The organism is Orbaceae bacterium lpD01 (assembly GCA_036251705.1).
GTDB classification, from domain to species: domain Bacteria; phylum Pseudomonadota; class Gammaproteobacteria; order Enterobacterales; family Orbaceae; genus Utexia; species Utexia brackfieldae.
This window is the reverse complement of the sequence record CP133959.1, coordinates 57092-82327: the sequence shown is the minus strand read 5'-3', so window position 1 is coordinate 82327 and position 25236 is coordinate 57092. Positions and strand designations below refer to the sequence as shown.

Here is a 25236-nt window from a genome sequence, read left to right as displayed (position 1 = left end):
GACTTGAATGGTTTTTATTGAATAATATCTATAATGGATTTAGGAATATACATGAATTTACTAAAACGAAGTTTGTCCAGTTTATTGGTACTATCATCGGTATTAATGGTGAGTGGATGTTCACTTTTTAGTGGTGAAAAAGATAATATTACGATTTCACCTTCACCGGTAGTTACCAATCAGTTTACTATGTCACAGGTCTGGAAAAACAGTACCAGTGGCAACAAACAGATCTATTCGTTACTAGGGCCAACAAGCTATGGCGATGTCGTGTATATCGCTGGACGCAGTGGTGATATTAAAGCGATTGATGCCAATAAAGGTTCACCGTTATGGAAAACCGATGTTTCAACCAGTTCATTCTTTCGTCGTCAATCGGCACTTCTTTCGGGTGGGGTGAGCGCTGATGAGCAGCATGTATACATTGGTAGTGAAAGAGCACAGATGTTTGCTTTAGATCGAACTAATGGCAAGGTTGTCTGGCAAAAAGAGATGGCAGGTGAAGTATTAGCTAAACCGCTTTCTAGTGATGGACTGCTTTTAGTCAATACGTCAAATGGCTTTTTGCAAGCATTGAAAACAGATACTGGTGAAGAAGTCTGGCGAGTTAATTTAGAAGTTCCGCCACTTTCCTTACGTTTGCAAGCCACGCCAGTGGTAGCTAATGGTGCTGTCATTGTTGGCGATAGTAATGGTCGTGTCAATGCACTGCTCATCGACAATGGTCTGTTAATTTGGCAACAACGAATCTCACAACCGAGCGGTTCAACAGAGATTGCCAGATTGAGTGATGTTGATGCAACACCAGTGGTTGATAATGGGATAATTTATACTATTGGTTATAATGGCGCTCTAACTGCGCTTGAACTCCATTCAGGTCAAACACTATGGAAACGCAATGTGGGTTCAACACACAACTTAGTTGTCCAAGATAAACATATCTATTTAGTTGATCAACATGATGTGATTCAGTCATTTACCACAGACGGTGGTAGTATGGTCTGGAAACAGCCAGATTTAACTAATCGTCGTTTAACTGATCCAGTATGGTATCAAGGCTACATCGCTGTCGGTGATTTTGAAGGTTATTTATATTTGCTTGATCCCAAAACAGGCGATTTTGCATATAAAATAAATGTCAGTAGTAGTGGTTTATTAGCTAGCCCAATTGTGGTCGATAATAAACTGATTGTTCAAGCGCGTAATGGTGATGTTTATGCGTTTGAGCGCTAAGAAAGGATAATTCAGATAAATGATACCTGTTATAGCTTTAGTTGGTCGTCCAAATGTGGGGAAATCAACACTTTTTAATCGATTAACTAAAACGCGTGATGCGCTTGTTGCCGATTTTCCAGGATTAACCCGTGATCGTAAATATGGAAAAGCGCATATTCAAGGCCATGAATATATTGTCGTTGATACGGGGGGTATTGATGGCTCTGAAGAGGGTATTGAACATCATATGGCTGAGCAATCTTTATTGGCCATAGAAGAAGCAGATATTGTGTTATTTATGGTTGATGCGCGTGCAGGTCTTATGCCCGCTGATTATGCGATAGCTAAGCATCTTCGTGCACGTCAAAAACCGACATTCCTGGTCGCTAATAAAACCGATGGTTTAGATGCTGATTCAGTCACTGCGGAGTTCTTTGCGCTGGGTGTGGATGATGTTTATGCAATAGCGGCCAGTCATGGTCGAGGAGTAACTTCTTTAATTGAACATGTCTTGACGCCGATATTTGGTCTGGATCAAGAAGTGGACGATGAGGATGAAGACGACGAGTTTGCTGGTCAAGCTTTAGCTCAAATGAGTGATGAAGAGCTTGAGCAAGAACAGATTGCGTTAGCAGATTTACCGATTAAAATTGCCATTGTCGGCCGGCCAAATGTGGGTAAATCGACCCTGATTAATCGTATCCTAGGTGAAGACCGGGTAGTGGTTTACGATATGCCAGGAACGACTCGCGACAGTATCTATATTCCGATGGAACGTGACGAACGTGAATACGTTTTAATTGATACGGCAGGTGTTCGTAAGCGTGGTAAAATTACCGAAACGGTTGAAAAGTTCTCAGTCATTAAAACCTTACAGGCTATCGAAGATGCCAATGTTGTACTATTAGTGATTGATGCCAGAGAAGGGCTTTCTGATCAGGATCTTTCCCTGCTTGGCTTCATCATTAATAGTGGTCGTTCTTTAGTGATTGTCGTGAATAAATGGGATGGCTTATCCAGTGATGTGAGAGAGAATGTGAAGTCAGTGCTCGACGAACGTCTTGGCTTTGTCGATTTTGCCCGTATTCACTTTATTTCAGCGCTGCATGGCAGTGGCGTAGGTAATTTATTCGAATCGATTAGTGAAGCTTATGACTGTGCAACGCGCCGGGTCAATACCGCATTATTAACCAAAATCATGCAAATGGCGCAGGATGACCACCAACCGCCATTAGTACGTGGTCGCCGGGTTAAATTGAAATATGCCCATGCTGGCGGGTATAATCCTCCGATTGTTGTGATTCACGGTAATCAGGTAAAAGACCTGCCAGATGGTTATAAACGTTATTTGATGAATTATTTCCGTCGTTCGTTAAAAATTATGGGTACCCCGATTCGAATCCAGTTCAAAGAAGGTAATAATCCATTCGAAGGTCGAAAAAATACCTTAACGCCAACACAGATACGTAAACGTAAGCGTTTAATGCAGCATGTAAGAGGACGTAAATAAGCTATATGACGACGATAGCATGTCATGAGAATAGCTGTCCTATTTGCTTAGGGGATTTAGTGGTAGAGAAACCAGATCGCCGCTATTGTCCTCATTGCAAACAACACTTTGTTGAAAAAGTTCTTTGTCCAAAATGTCATGATTTCGTTGAATGCATAATCGGTTGTGGTGCAATCAACTATTTATGTAGAAAAGACGGATTAGTCTCAAAAAGTAAGATTGAATATCAATATTTACCTATTGAATAAAAATATTATTAGAGGTCGTTATGCGAATTATTTTATTGGGTGCGCCAGGCGCAGGAAAGGGCACGCAAGCTCAATTTATTATGCAAAAATATGGGATTCCACAAATCTCAACAGGTGATATGTTAAGAGCCGCTGTCAAATCAGGTTCTGCGCTAGGGGTGCAGGCAAAAGCCTTAATGGATGCTGGAAAACTGGTCACCGATGAACTGGTGATTGCCCTAGTCAAAGAGCGTATTGCGCAAAGCGATTGTGAAAATGGATTTTTGCTCGACGGTTTTCCACGTACGGTGCCGCAAGCCGATGCAATGAAAGATGCTGGCATTAGCATTGATTATGTGCTTGAGTTTGATGTACCTGACGCCATGATCATTGATCGAATGAGCGGTCGTCGTATTCATGCGCCATCAGGGCGTGTTTATCATATAAAACACAATCCACCTAAGCAAGAAGGCTTAGACGATGTAACGCAAGAGCCACTGACTATCCGAAAAGATGATGAAGAGTCAATTGTGCGTAAGCGTTTAGTGGAATATCACCAACTGACTAAGCCATTGATTGGTTATTATCAAGCACAGGCAAATGCGGGGAATACGCAATACTTCAAAATCGATGGTACCCAAGCGGTTGAAGCGGTAACTAAAGAGCTCGGCAAAATTTTGGGTTAATTGCGCTTAATCGTGATAAAAAAAGCGGCATAATGCCGCTTTTTTTATTGGTTTGATAGCAATCTTATGGTTATTTCGCCACGACAACCATCGCCGGTCTTAATAAACGGCCATTTAAGGTATAGCCTTTTTGAATGGCATTAATGACATAACCTGATTGATGATCTGGTGACTCAACCATGGTGATAGCTTGATGTAAATCTGGATTGAGCTGTTCATTTTCTGGTTTCACTTGCTCAATACCAAATTTTTTGACCGTATCTAAAAATGATTTTAAGGTTAATTCTAAACCTTCAATGGTTGACTGTAATTCTGGATTATTTCTATCCGTTGCTTCTAACGCGCGTTCTAGATTATCGATAACGGGTAACAGTTCATTGGAAAATTTTTCTAGCGCAAATTTATGGGCTTTTTCAACATCTTGTTCAACACGACGTCGGATATTATCCACTTCAGCACGAGCACGGATCATCGCTTCGCTTTCATTTTTCTTGGCGACTTGTAGCTCACTCTCTAGCTGCTTAATCTGGACTTGCTGTTCCTGCACTTTTCGCTCAAGCAGTTCAGTTTCCGATTCTGTTGATGGTGCTGTGTCCTCAGATACTGCTTGCTCTTTAGCAATATCAGTCTGATTTTTTTCTTGCTCAGTCATAAAATTCCCCTGATTAAATAAAATAACGTTTATGGCATTTATTATGGGGATTAAAAATTCAATTTCAAGTTTTGTCTCGATAATAATTCGTCTGAATTGATGTTTTTGAGGAGGCAAATAAGTTTATGTAAATGCTCACTAACGGCTAACTTAGCGTAAGATTACACAGATAAAAAATCGGCGTAGTGAGTTTAGTCATAATTAGCGTATAATAGGCAGAAATAATAACAAGGATATCATTTTATGCCGCGTCTTTTTCAATGTATAGGATTAGTCGGAATTCCTCGTCATCAAGAAGCAATTGAAACGCATCGGCTATTATTTAAATGGCTTACTGAGCAAGGATACCGCGTTTTGGTTGAGGAGAGTCTGGCCAAATATTTATCAATTGATAAATCACTTTTTGTTGCTTTAGATGAAATAGGTAAACAAGCCGATCTGGCGATTATTATTGGTGGCGATGGTAATATGTTGCGCGCAGCAAGATCACTTTCCCACCATAATATCAAAGCGATAGGTGTAAATCGCGGTAACCTTGGTTTTTTAACCGATATTGTACCTGAACTCGCTATTGAACAACTCACAGAAGTGTTAATGGGTAATTTTGATGAAGATCCGAGAATGTTACTCGAGGTGAGTGTTCACTCACAGAATAAAAAAATAAGTAGCGGTATAGCTGTTAACGAAGTCGTTGTACACCCAACCAAGGTAGCACACATGGTTGATTACGAAGCTTATATTAACGAGCGTAATGCATTTGCGCAGCGCGCAGATGGATTAATTATTGCTACACCGACAGGTTCGACTGCTTATTCACTTTCAGCGGGTGGGCCTATTATTGCGCCAGGTCTAGATGCGCTTGTCATTACGCCCATGTTTCCGCATTCATTATCGGTCAGGCCACTAGTGATAAAAAGTAAAGATGTGATACGACTGCGTTTTCCAACCGCGAATAAAAATTTACAAGTTGCCTGTGACAGCCAGATATTACTCTCAGTGAAAGCCAATGACGAAGTGGTTATTAAACGTGCCGACTATGATTTTAATTTAATTCATAGCCGTGAATATGACTATTTTCAAAACTTATCAACCAAATTGGGCTGGTCAAAAAAATTATATTAAAGCCACTCCGGCGTCTGTTGCATGACGACAATGTCATTCAACAGACTGACTTATTAAAGATTAAAGATTATTTCAATCGTTAATGTCCCAGCAAACTCAGGCGCTCCTATCCATAGAGCCCTCTCACTGTAATGTCTGCGTATGATTAAAAAGATTGTTGAAGATAAAATAATACTGTATTTATTTACAGCTTATATTATAATCAGCAATAAAAATAATAGAGGTCAGCCAACATGATAACCCAACTTACCATTAATAATTTTGCTATTGTCGATCAGCTTATTATCGATTTTAATTCAGGCATGACCGCGATTACTGGTGAGACCGGTGCGGGTAAATCAATTGCCATTGATGCGCTGGGACTCTGTCTTGGTATGCGGGCAGATTCTGGTGTTGTGCGCTATGGTTGTGACAGGACGGATATTGCCGCTCATTTTTTACTTGATGATACACCGACGGCACTCACCTGGTTAAAAGAGAATCAACTTGATGAAGGTAATGAGTGTATTTTACGCCGAGTGGTGAGTCAGGATGGTCGTTCACGCGCATTTATCAACGGTCGTGCCGTACCGGTTGCCCAACTGCGTGAATTAGGGCAAAAATTGATCCAAATTCATGGTCAACATGAGCATCAGCTGTTACTAAAACTGGAACACCAACAAAGTTTACTAAACCATTATATGGATGAGCAAACGCTGTTATCCTCGATGAAAATAGCGTATCAACACTGGAAGTCGGCTTGTCAGGCTTATGAACAATATGAAAAACAGCGCAATGAAAGAGAAGCACATTTGCAGCTGTTACAATACCAACTGAAAGAGCTGAATGAATTTACGCCAGAAATAGGTGAATTTGAGCGTATTGATGAAGAGTATCGCCGTTTGTCTAATAGTGAGCAGTTGGTGAAACTGAGCCAGCAAACGACACAATTACTGGCTGAAAATGAAGAGTATAACGTCGTAAGCCTATTAAATAATGCTAAAAATACGATTCAGGATCTGGTTAGTCTGGATAGTAAATTGAATGATATCTTTATTATGCTTGATGAAGCGACCATTCAGATCAATGAGGCCAGTCATGAATTGCAGTCTTATGCTGAAAATATGGAATTTGATCCTGCGTATGTGGTACAAATAGAGCAGCGTCTTTCTAAACAAATTTCTCTGGCGCGTAAACATCATATTCCACCCGCTCAGCTGGCTGAGTTTCATCAAGAAAAACTAGCAGAACTTGATCGTTATGAAACACTTGATGAAAGTGGCCAACAGCTAAAACACGCCATTGCTGATAGTCATGATAAAGCGCTGATGATAGCCCAAAAGCTCCATGATAAACGCATCAAAGCAGCTAAAAATTTGGCGAAGTTTATCACGCAAAGTATGCGAGAATTGGCGATGCTACATGGCCAGTTTGATATTCAAGTGAATTATAATGAGCAGCATTTACATGAGGATGGGGCTGATAGCATTATATTTTTAGTCAGCACCAATCCAGGTCAACCACTGCAGCCGATAGCTAAAGTGGCATCCGGTGGCGAGCTTTCGCGTATTGCGCTAGCCATTCAAGTTTTAACCGCTAAAAAGATTGAAACTCCCGTGCTGATTTTTGATGAAATCGATGTCGGCATCAGTGGTCCGACGGCGGCGAAAGTCGGTAACTTATTACGTGAACTGGGCGTTTCAACCCAAGTGATTACGGTCACCCACTTACCACAAGTGGCCGGCAATGCCAATCAGCACTTTTTTGTCGCCAAAGAGAGTGACAAGCAGCAAACGAAAACCTCGATGGTGCCGTTAGATCAAGCTGGACGTATCGCTGAGCTTGCCAGACTACTGGGTGGCGATAAAATTACCGCGAATACTTTAGCGAATGCTAAAGAACTGTTAGTGAATGATATTTTTTAAGCTAGCATAGATGACAAATATCAGCGATAATAAACAATAACGATTTAATATAAAAAATGGATAAATGGTATGCGTTTTATAAAGTATGTTCTAACCGCAGTGTTGGCAACGGCTCTTCTTTCCGGCTGCTCATTATTCAATCGCGTCGTTTATCGACCCGATATCAATCAAGGTAACTATATTACCCAATCAGAAGTGGATAAATTACAAGTAGGCCAGACCAAAGCGCAGGTTGTTTATGTGATGGGCAGTCCTATGTTGCAATCTGTTTTTGGCGATAATATCTGGTATTATGTTTTCCGTGAACAACCAACGCATGGCAAAGTCTCGCAAGTGACTTATACGCTCACTTTTGATAATCAGGAGCGTTTAACGGAGATTAAGACTTCTGGTGATCCGATCAAAGCGATGCCAAACGAAACCGAATAATTCTATCTAAAAAGTACACAGTAACTTGCTGTGTACTTTTTTCATTCATGCTTCATCGCCATTGCTCACATTATTTGTAATGTGTTTTCTCTTATAAAAAGCTCACTTAAGTTTATCATTCAAGCGAACTATTGATGGCAATATGATCACACTGTTTTCGCCATGCGCCTATTCGTTGAGTCGATATCTGCGGATATTTATCGATTTAGGGCTGAGTCAGTTAAATTGATGAGAGGATATCTTACAGCGCGCTCTGATTGGGCACACTGTAGGATTATTTAATCAGTTTAAACCTGACTTATGGATATCTATCACACTATCGAGAACAAGCGAGGGAAGCCGCTTCGTCAGCCTCTTCTTGCTCATCCATTGCGGGAATTTCACCAGTGATACTCATCTGTGACTGTTCAATCAGCTGTTTTAAGGTTTCACTGTCATTTTCATACTCATTGACGACAATCGGTACATACTCAATCAAGGTTGACGTCGGATCTAAATCAAACATCTCGGTGTCTGAGGTAAATTTACGTTTAATCCAGGTATAAAGGACTAACAACGGTTTTTGAATAAAGTAGGTATCTACGTTGCGAAGCGTTCGCTCGACGATGACATATAAGCTATCACCCCGTTTATCTTTAAGTGATGCATAGCGCGAAGATAAACAGACTAATTTTTGCTGCTCCATTTTAGTTGCAATCAGCTGGATATACTGCTCAGCGTGCATATCAACCTTAAAGCCTAAATTGATATTCACTCTAAATACCTTATAAGGTACTAAGATCTCAATATTATAGTCAAATTGATAAGGTTCATCCATTCGGTTAATGGCTACAAACCAATATGTATCAGCGCGTTTTGGTTTTTTCTCAAATAGCGAGTAGCTGATCTTGCTTTCAATTGAGTGAGGGCTCTGTGCTCGGGTTAAATAAAACAGATGTGTAGCAATCTTTTCGACGGTTTTATCATGACTGACTGAGATAATTTTGGACAAGTACTCACTATCTAGGCGGTCAAAGGTATTGTAATCTCGTTTGAGTCGGCGGCCACTAAACCAAGCATACATAATTGAAAATATAAAGCCAGCAATCATAATTGAGGCATATCCACCATGGAAGAACTTCTGCACGTTAGCGACAAAGAAACCGGTTTCAACAGTTAAGAAAAAGAAGGTTAGCGGTATGCTATACCAGAGCGGCTTGTTATTTTTCATAAAATAGAAAAACAGTAAAATCGTGGTCATCAACATACTGAGCGTAATTGCCAGACCATAGGCTGACTCTAAATTGACCGATGACCCAAATCCGAGTACCATCATACAGCACAGTGCAAATAGGATATAGTTGATAGAAGGGATATACATTTGACCTTTAATGAGGGTCGGATACCTAATATGCACATTCGGCCAGAGCTCTAATGAAACAGCCTCACTGATAATCGTGAAAGCGCCACTAATCAGTGCCTGACAGGCGATAAACGCGGCGACCGTTGACATAATAATACCGACTAATCTAAACCATTCTGGCATCATCATATAAAATGGGTTAACTCCTGGGCTAACCAAGCTTGGATTGTTGATAATCCAGGCGGCCTGACCTAAATAGCTTATCAGTAAACAGACCTTAACAAATCCCCATGAAATACGAATATTTTTAAGCCCACAGTGACCGAGATCGGAATACAGGGCCTCTGCCCCGGTGGTACACATAAAGATAGCGCCGAGAATCACTAAGGCTTGTGGGGCATGAATAATAAAATTAATGGCATACATTGGATTAAAGGCCGCGAGCACCTCTAAATGTGGCAGCAATCGATTCAGACCTAAAATTGCCAATGTGGTAAACCAAATCGTCATACCGATACCAAAATAGCGACCCAATGCCGCGGTACCTAAAGGCTGAATTAAGAAAAGGACTGCGATAATCAATAAGGTGACAGGAATAATCGGAATACTCGAATAGAGTGAGTTCAACCCTTCAACTGCGGTAATAATGGTAATGGCCGGCGTAATCGCGCCATCGGCTAATAATGCCGCGGCACCAATTATGGCAATGACAAAGCTCCAGCGATATTTTCGCCTGATTAAGGCATACAGGGATAAGATGCCACCTTCACCTTTATTATCCGCTCTTAAGGTAATAATCACATATTTAAGTGTTGTCTGCAGAGTTAGCGTCCAAATAATACAGGAGACGGCACCCAAAATATAGGTTGGGTTTGCCCATTGATGTTTAGGAAGGCCATAAATAATTGACTTGAGTACATAGAGTGGCGATGTACCGATATCGCCATAAACAATACCAATAGCACTAATAATACCCACTAGTCCAACGGGAACGCGATGATTTGAATTATTCATAATATTTTACATTGTGGTTGAATTGAATCGTTATTGAATCATGAAAGGCAGCAGGATGCTACGTGATGAGGGCGTTGTAGATATTGACATGATATAGCAAACATCACTCTTTTTAAGTGGCTCATTTGATAGCATTATTTAATCAATATTAGGTATGGGTATCATACTACTAAATTTTACATTGTACAGATTTTGTTGCGTCAAGAACATTGGATTATCATCGTGTTTGATGATATTAACAGCTAATAACAGCATTGAGCATCTGTATAAATAAGTCAAGATGTCACGCTTGTCACGGTAATAAATAGACCACCATATCGTTTTACTTGATCTGTCGGTCTGATGTAGAGAGGATAACAACAGAGATATACTCAATTGTTTAAAGCAATTTTTTGTCGATCAATATCATTGATTATTTCGTGTTTGAGCTCGAAGATAGGCTGGTCGGCTGGTCGCTCGATGTATATAGTCGTTAATATCGGCGTTGAGCTCAAGGCCACATAACTGAGCCCATAACAGCGTGTGTGACATAAAAATATCTGCAAGCGTAAAGTTATCGCCCGTGACCCACATATTTCGTGGATCGTATGGGAGCTGGCGAATCACTTTGCTTGACTCGGTTTTAAAATAATTGACAATTTCTAGTGAGCGCTGTGCTTGGGGAATAAAAACTAATTGTTTGAGGAGATTCCAAATGGGTGACTCTAAGTCCGTTAATGCGAAGCTCAATCCAGCATGAATTGAGGCTCTCTTTTCTATTTCAGATGAATAAAGTGTGGTTGCTTTGTATTTCTCACATAAATAGAGACAGATTGCCAATGTTTCTTCTATACTGATATCACCATCAACCATAAAGGGAACTTTGCCACGAGGGTGAGGAGAGACGACATTAGGTTGTTGTTCAAGTAAATCAACTTTAACGGTATCGTAAGAGATACCAAGCTCTTCTAAAGTCCAAAGTACTCTGAGTGAACGACTTTTAGGGTAAGTATAAATTTTCATAATATTTTCTCTCTGGCACTGCGCTAATTCAATTTATTATAGTTGAAAGTAAAGTGGTAATCTAGATAAATCTGGTGCAGATAAAGTCAATAGTAGGTGATTATACGTCCGGTATCGGCTGGGTAAGTTAAACGATATATTGCTATCTGACCAGAATGACTTTTTCTGTGATAAAATAAGTGACGATTATTGTGTTTAAGATTTTGTCTATCTGCAGCAATCTTATCGCGTTCATATTGCTATTCTATGGCGTGATAGACAAAATTGACATTGTTCACGCGTATTTTTAACCGCATTACTATATCGATATCATCATGAAATCAACCTTAAATAAGTTTTCTATCGCGCCAATGCTAGATTGGACTGATAAACATTGTCGTTATTTTCATCGTTTACTGACTCAGCAGACATTGCTTTATACTGAAATGGTCACAACCGGGGCAATTTTATTTGGTAAGGGTGACTATCTGGCTTTCAATCAGCAGGAGCACCCCGTGAGCCTACAGCTTGGCGGCAGCAACCCTGAGGCATTAGCGCAATGCGCCAAACTGGCACAACAACGAGGTTATGATGAAATCAATCTCAATGTCGGTTGTCCTTCAGATCGCGTACAAAACGGGATGTTTGGTGCTTGTTTAATGGGTCATGCTCAGCTAGTTGCTGACTGTGTCAGCGCGATGCAAGCGGTGGTTGATATACCGGTGACGGTTAAAACGCGTATTGGTATTGACGAACAAGATAGCTATGATTTTTTATGTCAGTTTATTGAAACGATCATGTCTGATTGCCAGACCTTTATTGTCCATGCGCGCAAAGCCTGGTTGTCTGGATTGAGCCCGAAGGAGAATCGCGAAGTTCCCCCGCTCGATTATGAGCGCGTTTATCAACTCAAAAAAGATTATCCTCATCTGGATATCGCGATTAATGGCGGCATTAAAACCATCGCTGACATTAAGACGCATTTACAGCATGTTGATGGTGTGATGGTCGGTCGTGAAGCCTATCAAAATCCTATTTTATTGACGCAAATTGATCAACAGATTTTTGGTGACGACAAGCCTATCATTGAGCCCATTGAAGCCATTAAACAGCTTTATCCTTATATCGAAACGCAATTATCGCAAGGCGCCCAGCTTAACCATATCATGCGTCACACATTGGGCCTGTTTAATGGCCAAAAAGGCGCCAAACAGTGGCGCCGCTACTTGAGTGAACATGCCCATAAACCGAGGGCCGATATTCAGGTTGTTGAGCAAGCATTAAGTTATGTCAGGCATGCTTAATGCTTAATCGGCTTTAGTCACTAAAAAGCGACATCAATAATAATGGTGTCAGTATAGGTGCCAGCAGGTGGCGTGGTCTGGTTGGGTAATATCATCGCCCGATACACAAATCCTTGCGTCGATGAACTCACGCCACTGCCACTGCCAGGATTGACATCGGCGTTTGCTGAAGAGCGCCGCTCAGCGGCCAGTGTTCCCCAACGCAGCGTGCCACTATTGCCCTGATAAATTTCATAGTTTAGAAAATTACCATTAAAGGCCAGTCGTCTTTGTTGGCCCAAGGCATTACTACCATTATTCAGACCAATACTATACGTTGAGCCTTTAGTGCAGTAAACAGAAACCGACTGTGATACCGAAGGAAAGAGTGTTGCTAAGGGTTTGCTACCAAAATTAATATCTGGGGCATTAATAATACAGTCATTCGTCACCGTTAATGAAAGGACCGCCGTCCAGGTAGTAGCCCCTGAAGTGGGGTTGATACAAATGAGTGGGGTAATACTGATTGAACAAAAATACCACTGCCAGGTCACGCTTATCGTATCGGTGTAGGTATCGGCACGCAGATTGTAGGTGCCGGTTTGGGTTCTAAAATACATCGGAATATTCTTCGTGTTGCCACCAAAAAGTCCCAATAAATCAATCAGTGATGGTGTTAAATAATAGAAAGTCGTACCGGGTACAATTTCGTTTTGATAATTGGCATCCGCATAGATTTGATAGGGGATACTATCACCTTGGCTATTTTTAAGCAGCCCTTTATTGGTTGTATTGATAGTTGCTCTGACATACTGTTGACCAAGGAGAGAGAGTAAAGCACCGCCACATTGCAATCCAGCATTGCTTGTGGAAGTGGCCCTTTGCGCCGTCTGGATACTGATCGATGAAGCGCTACCATACGACAGGGTTCCGCCCGAGGTAGTGGTCGCAGCACAGGTTGCCGCATAAGCAACATTGGTTATACTATAGAGTAATAATAGTAAGCATAATTTTATTAGATTAGAACCGCTACTCGTCAATATTACTATCCTTTGAATTATTTTTTTCATCATTTCATCCTAATGACAAACCAGTGGGTTAATGGCTAGCGGTTGTTGATCATTATCATTTAAATTTGCCGAGAATGTCGCTGTGCAGGTCTTATCATCAGCATATGTTACAATAACGTGATTATCGGCTTGGGTATTTTCAAAATAAGCAAAGCCATCCCAGCCAATATAGGTGGTCTCTTTTCCGTTGAGCGTGGCTTGAGCGCCTATCGGCAGATATTGCCCTTGTTCATCCACTAAGGTTAGATAAGTCGGTATAATATGCTCAATCGGGAAGCGTAGCAGATAACCGCTTTTAGCTTTTAAAGCCACTTTTTGTTCAATCGTTTCCGCTTTAAGATTATTCGCTATTGATAAGGTATCAATGGCATACTGACCAGCGTAGTAAGCTGGCGGCTGCGTGACTAAGAGATAACCATTTTTATCGGTATGGCCGACTAAGCTGTTTTCATAGAAAACCGGAATATCTGGGACATGATCAGTGGTGACTACGGCAAACGAGTTTGGCACTGCATTAGCAGCAAATAGTTGGTTTTCCATGAAGATTAATGAACCAGAGGCTTCACTCCATAATGTTTCGTTATTTTTTTCCCCATAAACGCCGGCATTAAGATCAATGTGGGCATCACGCCACCCAATCGAGGCTTGTTGATAGTTAGGTTGACCTTGATTATTTTGATAGCTCAAGTTATAACTCAAACCTCTGTCATTGACGATTGCTTTATCGTAACCAATCCGTTGTGCCCATTTCTTATTGGTATCGCGCGTCGTTGACATTGTTAAGGTACTATTGTTATTACTAAATGGTATTAGCCATTGTAGTACACCACTCCAGTTATTCTCATTATTGGCTTTGCTGATAGATAAAAACAGATTACCAAAGCGATTTAGGGAGCGTGACCAGGTAATATTGATCAGTTTAGTGGTCAAGTTTTGACGATCTTTTATGATAAAATAGCCGGCTATCAATTGTCCCAGATTGCCTAACTGTAGCCCTAAAGTCATTTGCGTCGAGGATTGAGTCGCAACCTCTTGCTGATAGTTGGCAAGATCACGATAATTATTGCTGCTTTGAGTATGCTGTAGATCAATACTAAAATTATGGTTAATATATTGGTAACCAACATTAATCAGATGGCCATCCTGACTATCTGCATGACTTTGAGAATAGGCGGCATTGATTACGCCTAATTGACCAATCCGGAAGGCTGAACCTATGCCTAATACTTGCATGTTATTGGCTACTTCAGCATGTGATTCAAGGGTTAAGTAGTTAGTTAGGCCGTAGCGTAAGCTGGCATTAAAAGCAAAATCACCATATTTAAAATTATGAGTGCCATAGTCTTCACGTAAGAAACCGACACCAGCGCTATAATCAGTTAAGCCTTTTGCCAGCAATCGATTAGTCACATAAAGTGGCACTTCGGTTGAAATCGTTTGTCCTAAGGCGTTTTTAGTCACTAGTACTGCCGTACCTGCTCCGTTAATAAACGGAATATTATTCAAGGTAAAAGGACCCGGATTAAGATTGTAGCTTTGAGTTTTATAGCCATCAACGAAAAGATCGACTGTTGACGGTAAGCTATTTTCACCGGAGAATTGTGGTACTGGATAGGTAATAATATCAGGACGAATAGCAAAATTATGCGATAGTTGTACACCGCCCAGACGAACTGGACCAATCCATGCAGGGGTTCGGGTAATAAAATCGCCCGTTTCCAGTGTGAGCATCAGCTCTTCATCAGCATATTCCCAACGCGTATCATAACGGGTATAACCATTATCGTTATTGTTGCTATTATCAAAATTCTGACGATAAATACCGGTATTATTCAGTGCCCCATAGTCACCAAAAACGCGCAGCTCAGTCCAGGTAGAAGCACTACCTGATTCATGCTTAGGCTTATTAACATAAATATCATAATTAAACAGAGCGCCAAAACTGGTTTTTGGCGGATTAAATGTACGCTGTTCACCAGTATTAATCATCTGAGCGGGCAACCATGATGGCGGGACGGTAATAAATAACATTTGTGATTCTGCGTCATACCTCAGCTTTACCCCCTTTACCTGATTTAGATTAATTTTACCCTGATACTCGGTTGCATCAGTTTGCCAATGCGTTTGTGATATACCGGTCGTTTCAAGATCGGATAAAGCGATATAATAGTTATCATGATTCACATCAATAGCGACAATCTGGTAAGTGGGCTGCTCATTGATCACCAGTTCCAGATATAACTGCATATCATTATCTGTAATATGTAAATTTGCTTCTGGCACATTTGCTTTTGTGACTGGCACAATCAGATAATTGTATAGGCCAAATAGCGTTAATAAAATACATGGCCGAAATAGTCTTTTTCGGTTTTCTTTGAGATAATTAGTGCAGAAAACAACCATGAATATTGCCTTCATATTAGTATAGAAAACTAATAAACTAATGTTTGCGAACCAAATAATCCTTACTGTCCAGAGTGACATTTACTTTTGCTACCGATTTCAGATTATTGGGCAACGGTAAACGAACATGGTTGTTTGGCAGTATATAGGGGGTTGCCAACGATGCTTTTTGATCATTAATGTTAATCTGTTCTAAATGAACATGTACATTATTATTGTTATAAATTTCCAGATAGTATTTATTCTTTTCAACAACTGTCTGCCAGGATAAATTGGGCATCAGTTTTTCACCAGATTGCTTTTTAAAGTCAATATTTTGACCGTAAACAAATAGTGGAACAGAATATCGGAATCTGAAATTAACCCCTAAATCTATTGCTTTGGTTGCTTGTGGAGAAGGAATCTCATCAATAACGATACGATAAAAAAGCGACTGATCGGGTGCAACAGGCGCAGTATTAATCACTCTGACCAGCTGCATTTTTCCTGGTGCGATATTGATCATTGGCGGGCTGGCAATAACTTGCTTCTGCTCTTCTAATTTATTTTCACCTTGGTTTTGTGTCCATTTGAATACTCTAACTTGCATAACCTGCGGCTTATCACCGCGATTTTCTAACCATAATGCACTACTCTTTTGACTATTTTCAATAAAAACATTGGTTGGCGAGATCACTATGGCAGCGCTGGCGTTACCGAGTAACATAATATTAAACAAAATAAAGCATATCATTTGTTGGTAATGTTTTAACAGCTGCTTGTGGATTTCTTTCATTGTCAGACCTTTATTAAATATTACAAATTACCATGATAATGTCACAGTTAAAGTATCAGAATAGTTACCTGGCGGATTCGCTTTGGTAATTCTTGCTTGGGCAAAAATAGGCAGCGTAATGGCGCCACTTTGTTGCGTGAACCTCAGCGATACCAGTTGATTCACACTGATAGGTTGTGAATATGCACTGTCACTATAAAGTGTATAAACTATTTTGGAACCACTACTATGAATCATATTTCGATTGGTATCATACTGTAATCCACCATTAATATTCATTGAAATGGTGGTGTTTGGCGTACAGTTGAGTACGATCTGAGAATTGGAGGATAACGATGTAGAAACGGTTCGGTCAGATAACGCTTTATAGGTGCCAAAGGCAAGTGTACCCAATAAACTACTACTCGACTGGCTCGTAATCAAACAACCATTAAAGATGGTGGCTTGCACTAAAAAAGAATAATTTTGTGCACCAAGACTCGTTTGGCTGTTGGTCGCTGCGGCTTCCGCCTGAAACGTCAATAATAAACTAACAAAGAGCAGCCCAAAACGGCTACTCTTTGGCTTAATTGGCATACACCGCTGCATTTGCATGCTTTACTTGATTAGAAGGTCAGTTCAACAGTCAATGTATCGTTATAAGTGCCGGCAGTTAAACCGTCTGTACCAAATGCTCTCGCATAAAGATTGAAGGTTTGAGGTGTGCCATCAGCTGTACCGGTAAAAACGGTGTCACCATTATTAATGACTGTGGTACGAGCCGCTTCTTTATACAAATCATAAGGAACATATTTCGTGCCATTGGCCATCACATGTTTGCGCGGCGCAATCTGATTGGTGTCATTTGCCCCACTAACCAATTTAGCCGATGCAGTAGTACCTGGTGTGCATTGGATAGTTGTGTTGCCGCCACCCGTTGGTTGCAGTGAAGAGTCCACTGAGTTAAAAAACGTGGTACGTGTACCAAAGTTGATTGTACCATAAGTTAAATCTGCGCCGGGTGCTGCACCATTAATAACACAAGAACTGGTTAACGTAATGGTAACACCAATTGTGCCTGAGACAGAGTCGGCTTGCGCTGATTGCGCAGCTAAAAGAAAGGTTGAACCTAGAAGAACGCTTTTGACAAGATTACTTTTGTTAATACTTAATTTATTTTTCATGATATCTCCTTATATCAATTATTATTTTGGGAAAGCCCCGGGTACTACTATTTTTATCATACTATTGTATTTTACTACTGATCCCTAAAATTCCTTTTTAGTCTTTTTACTTTATCAGGAATTAAAAGAGATAAGCAACTAGAAAATGAAAAAAATTTACACAAAAACAAAAGTTTCGCTGCGAATAATTTAAGCGCAATACCTTTGCTCAGTTGGGTGTGAGGGCGGTGTATTGGGTATAAAATAATCATTCAGATTTATTACGCATTTTGAGTGAAATCTGCTAAAATTCTCTCCATTTTTATCAAATCAAAAGACGATATAACATGACTGAACAAGCTTATCAGCAAGCCATTGCAACTCGACGCACTTTTGCGATTATTTCTCACCCGGATGCCGGTAAAACAACCATTACTGAAAAAGTGTTACTGTTTGGTCATGCCATTCAAACTGCCGGTACCGTAAAAGGACGTGGCGCCAATGCTCAGCATGCTAAATCAGACTGGATGGAGATGGAGAAGCAGCGTGGTATCTCAATTACCACCTCGGTGATGCAGTTTCCTTATGCCGATTGCTTAGTCAATTTACTCGATACCCCAGGACATGAGGATTTCTCTGAAGATACCTATCGAACTTTAACCGCGGTTGACTGCTGTTTGATGGTGATTGATGCCGCGAAAGGGGTTGAGGATAGAACGCGTAAATTAATGGAAGTCACGCGTTTACGTGATACGCCAATTTTGACTTTTATGAATAAGTTAGATCGTGATATTCGTGATCCAATGGAAGTGCTGGATGAGGTGGAGAGTGAACTTAATATTATGTGTGCGCCAATTACTTGGCCGATTGGTTGTGGAAAGCTGTTTAAAGGCGTCTATCACCTCTATAAAGATGAGACTTATCTGTATCAATCGGGTAAAGGTCATACAATTCAAGAAGTGAGAGTGGTGAAAGGCTTAAACAATCCTGATTTAGAGCAGGCTATTGGTGAAGATCTGGCTCAGCAGCTACGTGAAGAGTTAGAGTTAGTCAAAGGCGCTGCCAATGAGTTTGATCTGGAAGCCTTTTTAGCCGGCGATTTGACGCCAGTATTTTTTGGTACCGCGTTAGGTAATTTTGGTGTTGATCATATGCTTGATGGTTTGGTACAGTGGGCACCAGCGCCACAGCCGCGCATGACCGATAAACGTGAAGTGATCGCGCAAGAAGAGAAGTTTAGCGGGTTTGTGTTTAAAATTCAGGCCAATATGGATCCTAAGCATCGTGATCGGGTGGCCTTTATGCGCATCGTTTCCGGACGTTATGAGAAGGGCATGAAATTGCGTCATGTGCGAACCGGTAAGGATATGACGATTTCCGATGCCTTGACTTTTATGGCCGGTGATCGTGAACAAGTTGAAGAGGCTTATGCCGGCGATATTATTGGTTTACATAATCACGGCACGATTCAAATTGGTGATACCTTTACGCAAGGTGAAGAGATGAAGTTTACTGGTATTCCAAACTTCGCCCCTGAGCTTTTCCGTCGTATCCGCTTAAAAGATCCCTTAAAGCAGAAGCAGTTATTAAAAGGTCTGGTTCAGCTATCTGAAGAGGGCGCAGTTCAGGTGTTTCGTCCACTGATGAATAATGACTTGATTGTGGGGGCGGTGGGTGTTTTGCAGTTTGATGTGGTTGTCGCCAGATTAAAATCAGAATATAACGTTGAAGCGATCTATGAAACCGTCAATGTCACCACGGCGCGCTGGGTTGAAAGTGCTGACGTCAAAAAATTCGAAGAGTTTAAGCGAAAATGCGAACAAAATCTAGCACTCGATGGCGGCAATAATCTCTCTTATATTGCGCCAAGCATGGTGAATTTAAATTTAACCGAAGAGCGCTATCCGGAAGTGGATTTTAGAAAAACACGCGAACATTAAGGTGATTTTTGTGTATTCAATCATGAGCCGTCAGCCAGCAACGCTGACGGTTCATTTTTATCTAGTCTCTTTTTTTATTCTCTCTCACTACTTGCTGCTCATTCAGCGCCGGTGAATTATCTCAATATCAGTGTGGTGCTATCGGCAGGATAAGTAGACTAAGCGAATCATTGTTTATTGATTGTTTCCATTCCATTGCTATTTCACCTATCTGATCAACGAAGCGTTTACAAAGTCAGTGTAAGACTATTTTATCTATTGCAATCTATCCTCTTCATAAGGTATGTTGTGATCATGATAACGATCATTTCAATCATTAAGTGTATCGGATAATAGCCATAAGGATAGATTATATGTATCGATATTTTTTGCCATTCAAGCCATTTTCCAGTGTTATAACGCGCCTGCTGATACATATCTTATTGATATTTTCAGCGTCTGTCATGGCCAATCAGGCGGGTTATCAGATCCTGCCTGATACGATTATAAAAAGTCAACGAGATGATCGGCAGTATCAAGCGATTCAATTAGCCAATGATATGAAGGTGTTACTGGTTTCTGATCCACAAGCGGTCAAATCGTTAGGCGGACTGGCAGTTTCGGTGGGTTCCTTGCAAGATCCGTCCTCTCAACAAGGACTGGCGCATTATACCGAACACATGGTATTAATGGGCTCGAAAAACTTCCCTGAACCGGATGGTTTTGCTGAGTTTTTAAGTAAACATGCCGGTAACTATAATGCCAGTACTATGCTTAATCGTACCACTTTCTATTTCGAGGTCGAAAATGCGGCGCTAAAACCGGCTTTAACTCGATTATCCGATGCCATTGCATTTCCGCTGCTCGATCCGCACTATGCTGATAAAGAGCGTAATGCGGTGAATGCCGAATTGACATTAGCGCGTTCGCGTGACGGCTTTAGAATCAAACAAATCGATGCTGAAACTATTAATCCAGCACATCCTGCCGCCCAGTTTACCGGAGGTAATCTGGAAACCTTAAGTGATAAGCCTAATAGCGTGTTACAAAATGAGCTGAGCCATTTTTATGACACTTATTATTCGGCTAATCTCATGGTGGGTGTTATCTATGGTCAGCCATCATTAGCTGAATTAGCCAATTTAGCGGTAGAGACTTTTGGTCAAATTAAGAATTATCAGGCTCAAATCAGTCCACTTACCACGCCAGCGATTACTGAAAAACAGATGGCGAAAATGATCTATATGGAGCCGGCACAATCGAAAAGAGTCCTCTATTTACAGTTCCCGATTGCCAATAATCTGGCCGATTTTGCCAGTAAAAGCGATGAGTATATTGGGTACATGATCGCGAATAAAAGTCAACATACCTTAGCCGATACTCTACAAAAACAGGGCTTAATTGATTCTATTAGTGCCGGTGGTGCGCCAACTCATTATGGTAATAGCGGTCTATTCACCATTGCGATTAGTTTGACTGAGCGAGGCCTCGCTGAAAAAGATCAGGTGATTGCTGCAGTATTTGATTATATCAAACTGCTGAAATCACAAGGTATTAATCAGGCTTATTATGATGAAATCGCGCGCGTGATGAATCTCGAATTTAAATATCAGACTATTTCACGTGATATGGACTATGTTCAGTGGCTGACCGGCCAAATGCTCGATTATCCAATCGCGCATATTTTAGATGCCGATTATGTTGCTGAGAGATTTGATCAAGAGGTCGTGCTGGCTAGACTCAATCAGTTGACTTGCGAACGTGCGCGTATTTGGGTGATTGCACCAAATCAAGTCTACGATAAGCAGGCCTATTTTATTCAGGCTCCCTATCGTATTAGTGGATTTACACCACAGCAGCAAGCCCTTTGGCAAGGGCAAGGTAGCCAGTGGCATTTTGCTTTACCTGAGGTGAATCCTTTTATTCCCGATAATTTTGGTATTATCGACGCAGCAGATTTGATAGTGAAATCCTCGGCATTTAATCCACAAGGTAATATTTTATATTTCCCAAGCCACTATTTTGCCAATGAGCCGAAAGCGGTCATCGTGTTATCGCTAAGACAAAATGCCATTTTAGACAGTGCTAAGCAGCAAACGATGTTTGGTCTGCTCGACTACTTATCTAGTCGTGCTATGTCACAATTGCGTTTTCAGGCTGGGGTCGCTGGAATAGATCTCGATACGGGTACCGACGACGGGATTATGTTAACGGCGAGTGGTTTTAGCCAACATTTACCGGAGATGATGATGGCAATGTTAGACAGATATCAACACTTGACCATCAATGAGGACGATTTGGCGCTCGCGAAGTCTTGGTACTTACAACAACTCAGTTCAGCCGATAATGTCACCAGTTATGCGTTGGCGCTGCAGCCAATACAGGCATTGAACAGTTCACGCTATATTGAACGTGAGCAGCGTCGACAAGCATTATCTACCATCTCTGTTGATGATTTACGGGCCTATCGTGATCAATTAATGATCCATTCAGCGCCTTATCTCTTTGCGCTGGGGAATATGCCAGCCAAAACACTGGCTGATTTGTATGAAGAAGTGAAATCATCGTTAAAACTGACCGATCAATTCACGCCAACGGCTCGAATGCAAATTAATCAGCCGCATCAAGTGCTACTTAAACAAACCAGTAGCAGTACGGATAATGCACTGACGATGGTCTACATCGCGACCGGAGATAATGAGATCATCGACAAAACGCAAAGTGTCTTATTAGCCAAAATACTGACGCCTTGGTTCTATCAACAGCTGCGCAGTGAAGAGCAGCTTGGCTATGTGGTCACCAGTTTACCAGTTTCGATGGGGAAAGCGTCAGGCATTGGCTTTTTAGTGCAGAGTAATCAATATACGCCGAGCCAATTGTATCAACGTTATCTGGCTTTTTATCCGCATGCGTTAGCTAAACTCAAGGCCTTAAGTCCGGTAGAATTTGCGCAGTATAAAAATGGTCTGCTTGCTGAGCTGCAAGAGCCCCCCCAAACCATGGATGAAGAAGTTGATCGCTACTTACCGGATTTCTTAAAATCAACGTTTAACTTTGATACGCGCGAAAAGATGATTGTCGCACTCAAACAGTTAAGTCAGCAACAGGTGATTGCGTTCTATCAATCACTGGTTATTAAAAATCAGGGCCTCTCTATCGCCTCGGTTGTCAAAGGCGCTGATGCTGAGGATAAGTTAGCGGCTTTCAATCGATTTGAAGATATTGAAAATGCCTCGACGTTGCAGAAACAGTTACTATCGGAACAGTAACCGATCCGTCTTATCGTTATCATCTCACAGTAACGATGAGACTTACCGGCATTGCATATATTGCATAATAACTGCTCTGCTGGCCAATGAGTGTGCGATTGTCTCGCAAAATCGCTCACATAGCTCAGCGGTATGTGCCTCACGGGTTTGAAACAACGGCTTAATTATCGAGATGAGATAAGATGGCCGAGTAAGGGGATCGGGGCTGTCTGTTGATAGTGAAACGGTAGCTTAGGTGCTTCACCAGTTTAAATAAAAAACCAGCATCAGCTGGTTTTTTTATGGGGCTTATTCATCCACTTCATCGTCTTTTAGCGGTACAATCAGCGTATCGATATGACTGGTATTAATCAGCTGACGCGCGGAAGACATTAACTTGCTCCAAAAATCCTGATGATGGCCACAGACCACTAAATCCACGGTATATTGTTGAATAGCTTCAATCAGTACCTGACCAAATTCACCGTTACCAGAGAGCGTATGTGCAATCGTGTAGCCAGACTCTTCAGCTAGCTTATTTAATGCAATGTGTGCATCTTCAGTGATGCGTTCCTTCATATCATTCATATTGATATCAATCAGACCCGTATAAAGATCCGAATAATTGATACCCACATGGATAAGAGAAACTTCTGCATTATATGGCTTGGCCATAGAAACCGCTTTTTCCACAAGAATATTACTTTCAGGGGATAGATCGACTGCGACTAAAATATGTTTGTAAGCCATAATACGCTCCTTTTTGAACCTAAAAAGTTAAATTTATCTATTCCTTTGTACTACTAAATAAAAAAGTGTGCAAGCCAAAACAGTGAGGCAGACAATAAAATTGCCATGGGTAAGGTCAGTATCCAAGTTAGGGCAATATTTTTAATCGTCTTACTTTGTACGCCACTCCCATCAACAATCATGGTACCGGCAACCGAAGAAGAGAGTACTTGCGTTGTTGATACTGGCATGCCGGTATAGCTGGCAATACCAATAGACAATGCGGTAGTTAATTGGGCAGAAAAACCTTGTGCATAGGTCATGCCTTTTTTACCAATTTTTTCGCCAATCGTGATAGCAACGCGGCGCCAGCCAATCATGGTCCCTACAGCCAGCGCAGTGGCAATGGCAATAATGATCCACAGTGGTGCATACTCAACCGTATCTAAGATGTTGTCTTTTAGTTCATTTAAATAACGTTTATCTTTTGCCGGTGTTTCCGGGAGTTTGGCAATCGTCCCGACGGTATCAGATAAACACAGTAAAATACGACGTGTTTGCGTACGCTGATCAACGGTAAGCTCATCATAAGCGTGAAGCGTATCAAACAGTGATTTAGCAATATTGAGCGTGATAAATGATTTGGTATAATCACAATGATACTGATTTAAATCCGTCACCGGTACGGATTGATCGATCGCGGGCTGTTTACCAATAATATGATTAAGGGCATTATGATGGGTGACAAAGTACTCTTCAATGTGATTAATTGAGTCACGTGTTTGGGTAATTTCGTAAGTAGAAGCATTCATATTCACGATAAAGCCTGCCGGTGCGACACCGAGTAGTACCAGCATTAACAGACCAATCCCTTTTTGACCATCATTCGCACCATGTGAGAAGCTCACTCCGGCTGCTGATAAGATCAACATAATACGTATCCAGAACGGCGGTTTACGCTTACCATCAATTTTTTCACGTTCAGCCGGTGTCATGAAAATGCGCTCTTTCTTTTTGGTGCCGCGCCAAATTTTACGTAAGGCAAAGATGAGCAAACCGGCAATCACGAAACCAACAATCGGCGAAACGATCAGCGAAAGTAAAATAGAGACCATCTTGGGGATATTCAGTGCATCAATAATTGAGGTGTTGGTCATATAGGCATTGGCTAAAGCAACCCCAATAATTGAACCAATTAAGGTATGAGAACTAGAGGCTGGAATACCAAAATACCACGTACCAAGATTCCAGATAATCGCCGCTAATAAGATAGAAAAGATCATCGTTAAACCTTGCACAGAATTCATATTTAACAATAAATCCGTCGGCAGTAGGTGAACGATGGCATAGGCGACGCTCAGTCCACCTAATAAAACACCAAAAAAGTTAAATATCCCGGCCATCGCGACCGCCAGCTGCTCTTTCAAGGCACGGGTATAAATTACGGTTGCTACCGCATTAGCGGTATCATGGAAACCATTGATGGCTTCATAGAAGAGAACAAAACACAGTGCTAATCCTAAAAATATAAGCGTTGATAACTCTAAATCTGAAAATAAATGAAACATATACTCTTCTTTAGTTA

General features: G+C 41.1%; 19 protein-coding genes. 9 read left to right on the top strand and 10 right to left on the bottom strand.

Translation table 11 applies throughout. From position 1 onward, the window contains the following. The first annotated feature begins 51 nt into the window (after nucleotides 1-51). From bamB to adk, 3 genes are all read left to right on the top strand, one after another. Nucleotides 52-1233 (top strand): outer membrane protein assembly factor BamB, encoded by a 1182-nt coding sequence (gene bamB, locus RHO15_00340; GenBank protein WVD63999.1) that lies wholly within the window; start codon nucleotides 52-54, stop codon nucleotides 1231-1233. A 19-nt stretch (nucleotides 1234-1252) separates the two neighbouring features. After that, nucleotides 1253-2725: a ribosome biogenesis GTPase Der gene (gene der, locus RHO15_00335; GenBank protein ID WVD63998.1), complete on the top strand. Its 1473-nt coding sequence runs from the start codon at nucleotides 1253-1255 to the stop codon at nucleotides 2723-2725. 268 nt (nucleotides 2726-2993) lie between these two features. After that, nucleotides 2994-3638 carry an adenylate kinase gene (gene adk, locus RHO15_00330; protein ID WVD63997.1) on the top strand — a complete coding sequence of 215 codons (645 nt, stop codon included), beginning with the start codon at nucleotides 2994-2996 and terminating at the stop codon, nucleotides 3636-3638. Between the two features lie 70 nt (nucleotides 3639-3708). Here adk and grpE read toward each other — a convergent pair whose 3' ends face one another. Further along, nucleotides 3709-4290, bottom strand: coding sequence for a nucleotide exchange factor GrpE (grpE, locus tag RHO15_00325; GenBank protein ID WVD63996.1), 582 nt, complete (start codon nucleotides 4288-4290; stop codon nucleotides 3709-3711). A 243-nt stretch (nucleotides 4291-4533) separates the two neighbouring features. Between grpE and nadK the strand changes: the two genes are divergently transcribed. From nadK to bamE, 3 genes are all read left to right on the top strand, one after another. Next, nucleotides 4534-5412: an NAD(+) kinase gene (gene nadK / locus RHO15_00320; GenBank protein ID WVD63995.1), complete on the top strand. Its 879-nt coding sequence runs from the start codon at nucleotides 4534-4536 to the stop codon at nucleotides 5410-5412. A gap of 233 nt (nucleotides 5413-5645) precedes the next feature. Continuing rightward, nucleotides 5646-7316 (top strand): DNA repair protein RecN, encoded by a 1671-nt coding sequence (recN, locus tag RHO15_00315; protein WVD63994.1) that lies wholly within the window; start codon nucleotides 5646-5648, stop codon nucleotides 7314-7316. Between the two features lie 69 nt (nucleotides 7317-7385). Then, complete coding sequence (bamE, locus tag RHO15_00310) at nucleotides 7386-7745, top strand: outer membrane protein assembly factor BamE (protein ID WVD63993.1); 360 nt, start codon at nucleotides 7386-7388, stop codon at nucleotides 7743-7745. A 316-nt stretch (nucleotides 7746-8061) separates the two neighbouring features. Here bamE and RHO15_00305 read toward each other — a convergent pair whose 3' ends face one another. Beyond that, nucleotides 8062-10101: a KUP/HAK/KT family potassium transporter gene (locus RHO15_00305; protein WVD63992.1), complete on the bottom strand. Its 2040-nt coding sequence runs from the start codon at nucleotides 10099-10101 to the stop codon at nucleotides 8062-8064. A gap of 405 nt (nucleotides 10102-10506) precedes the next feature. After that, nucleotides 10507-11103, bottom strand: a complete 597-nt coding sequence (locus tag RHO15_00300) for a glutathione S-transferase family protein (protein ID WVD63991.1) — start codon at nucleotides 11101-11103, stop codon at nucleotides 10507-10509. A gap of 314 nt (nucleotides 11104-11417) precedes the next feature. Here RHO15_00300 and dusA point away from each other — a divergent pair, with 314 nt between their 5' ends. Then, nucleotides 11418-12386, top strand: a complete 969-nt coding sequence (dusA, locus tag RHO15_00295; protein ID WVD63990.1) for a tRNA dihydrouridine(20/20a) synthase DusA — start codon at nucleotides 11418-11420, stop codon at nucleotides 12384-12386. Nucleotides 12387-12406: 20 nt separating this feature from the next. Here dusA and RHO15_00290 read toward each other — a convergent pair whose 3' ends face one another. The 5 genes from RHO15_00290 to RHO15_00270 are packed head-to-tail and all read right to left on the bottom strand — an operon-like array spanning nucleotide 12407 to nucleotide 17776. After that, nucleotides 12407-13435 (bottom strand): spore coat U domain-containing protein, encoded by a 1029-nt coding sequence (locus RHO15_00290; GenBank protein ID WVD63989.1) that lies wholly within the window; start codon nucleotides 13433-13435, stop codon nucleotides 12407-12409. A 9-nt stretch (nucleotides 13436-13444) separates the two neighbouring features. After that, on the bottom strand, nucleotides 13445-15838 hold the full coding sequence (locus RHO15_00285; protein ID WVD63988.1) for a fimbria/pilus outer membrane usher protein: 2394 nt from the start codon (nucleotides 15836-15838) through the stop codon (nucleotides 13445-13447). Between the two features lie 37 nt (nucleotides 15839-15875). Next, entirely contained in the window at nucleotides 15876-16613 is a 738-nt protein-coding gene (locus tag RHO15_00280) for a molecular chaperone (GenBank protein ID WVD63987.1), read from the bottom strand. Between the two features lie 27 nt (nucleotides 16614-16640). Continuing rightward, a complete protein-coding gene (locus RHO15_00275; protein ID WVD63986.1) occupies nucleotides 16641-17189 on the bottom strand; it encodes a spore coat U domain-containing protein in 549 nt (182 codons plus the stop codon). A 29-nt stretch (nucleotides 17190-17218) separates the two neighbouring features. Continuing rightward, a complete protein-coding gene (locus RHO15_00270) occupies nucleotides 17219-17776 on the bottom strand; it encodes a spore coat U domain-containing protein (protein WVD63985.1) in 558 nt (185 codons plus the stop codon). A 326-nt stretch (nucleotides 17777-18102) separates the two neighbouring features. On the opposite strand from RHO15_00270, the gene prfC reads away from it, so the two are divergent. Both prfC and ptrA read left to right on the top strand, forming a co-directional pair. Then, on the top strand, nucleotides 18103-19695 hold the full coding sequence (gene prfC / locus RHO15_00265) for a peptide chain release factor 3 (GenBank protein WVD63984.1): 1593 nt from the start codon (nucleotides 18103-18105) through the stop codon (nucleotides 19693-19695). A 353-nt stretch (nucleotides 19696-20048) separates the two neighbouring features. After that, on the top strand, nucleotides 20049-22943 hold the full coding sequence (gene ptrA / locus RHO15_00260; protein ID WVD63983.1) for a pitrilysin: 2895 nt from the start codon (nucleotides 20049-20051) through the stop codon (nucleotides 22941-22943). Nucleotides 22944-23231: 288 nt separating this feature from the next. On the opposite strand, the gene uspA is transcribed toward ptrA, so the two are convergent. After that, the gene (gene uspA, locus RHO15_00255) at nucleotides 23232-23672 is read right to left on the bottom strand and encodes a universal stress protein UspA (protein ID WVD63982.1); all 441 of its coding nucleotides are present in this window, start codon (nucleotides 23670-23672) and stop codon (nucleotides 23232-23234) included. Nucleotides 23673-23725: 53 nt separating this feature from the next. Then, complete coding sequence (pitA, locus tag RHO15_00250; protein ID WVD63981.1) at nucleotides 23726-25219, bottom strand: inorganic phosphate transporter PitA; 1494 nt, start codon at nucleotides 25217-25219, stop codon at nucleotides 23726-23728. Nucleotides 25220-25236: the final 17 nt, after the last annotated feature.

Bases quoted from the DNA above. Each gene is read 5' to 3' on its own strand.
- bamB (WVD63999.1), top strand. From the start codon at position 52: ATGAATTTACTAAAACGAAGTTTGTCCAGTTTATTGGTACTATCATCG.
- der (WVD63998.1), top strand. From the start codon at position 1,253: ATGATACCTGTTATAGCTTTAGTTGGTCGTCCAAATGTGGGGAAATCA.
- adk (WVD63997.1), top strand. From the start codon at position 2,994: ATGCGAATTATTTTATTGGGTGCGCCAGGCGCAGGAAAGGGCACGCAA.
- grpE (WVD63996.1), bottom strand. From the start codon at position 4,290: ATGACTGAGCAAGAAAAAAATCAGACTGATATTGCTAAAGAGCAAGCA.
- nadK (WVD63995.1), top strand. From the start codon at position 4,534: ATGCCGCGTCTTTTTCAATGTATAGGATTAGTCGGAATTCCTCGTCAT.
- recN (WVD63994.1), top strand. From the start codon at position 5,646: ATGATAACCCAACTTACCATTAATAATTTTGCTATTGTCGATCAGCTT.
- bamE (WVD63993.1), top strand. From the start codon at position 7,386: ATGCGTTTTATAAAGTATGTTCTAACCGCAGTGTTGGCAACGGCTCTT.
- RHO15_00305 (WVD63992.1), bottom strand. From the start codon at position 10,101: ATGAATAATTCAAATCATCGCGTTCCCGTTGGACTAGTGGGTATTATT.
- RHO15_00300 (WVD63991.1), bottom strand. From the start codon at position 11,103: ATGAAAATTTATACTTACCCTAAAAGTCGTTCACTCAGAGTACTTTGG.
- dusA (WVD63990.1), top strand. From the start codon at position 11,418: ATGAAATCAACCTTAAATAAGTTTTCTATCGCGCCAATGCTAGATTGG.
- RHO15_00290 (WVD63989.1), bottom strand. From the start codon at position 13,435: ATGAAAAAAATAATTCAAAGGATAGTAATATTGACGAGTAGCGGTTCT.
- RHO15_00285 (WVD63988.1), bottom strand. From the start codon at position 15,838: ATGGTTGTTTTCTGCACTAATTATCTCAAAGAAAACCGAAAAAGACTA.
- RHO15_00280 (WVD63987.1), bottom strand. From the start codon at position 16,613: ATGAAAGAAATCCACAAGCAGCTGTTAAAACATTACCAACAAATGATA.
- RHO15_00275 (WVD63986.1), bottom strand. From the start codon at position 17,189: ATGCCAATTAAGCCAAAGAGTAGCCGTTTTGGGCTGCTCTTTGTTAGT.
- RHO15_00270 (WVD63985.1), bottom strand. From the start codon at position 17,776: ATGAAAAATAAATTAAGTATTAACAAAAGTAATCTTGTCAAAAGCGTT.
- prfC (WVD63984.1), top strand. From the start codon at position 18,103: ATGACTGAACAAGCTTATCAGCAAGCCATTGCAACTCGACGCACTTTT.
- ptrA (WVD63983.1), top strand. From the start codon at position 20,049: ATGTATCGATATTTTTTGCCATTCAAGCCATTTTCCAGTGTTATAACG.
- uspA (WVD63982.1), bottom strand. From the start codon at position 23,672: ATGGCTTACAAACATATTTTAGTCGCAGTCGATCTATCCCCTGAAAGT.
- pitA (WVD63981.1), bottom strand. From the start codon at position 25,219: ATGTTTCATTTATTTTCAGATTTAGAGTTATCAACGCTTATATTTTTA.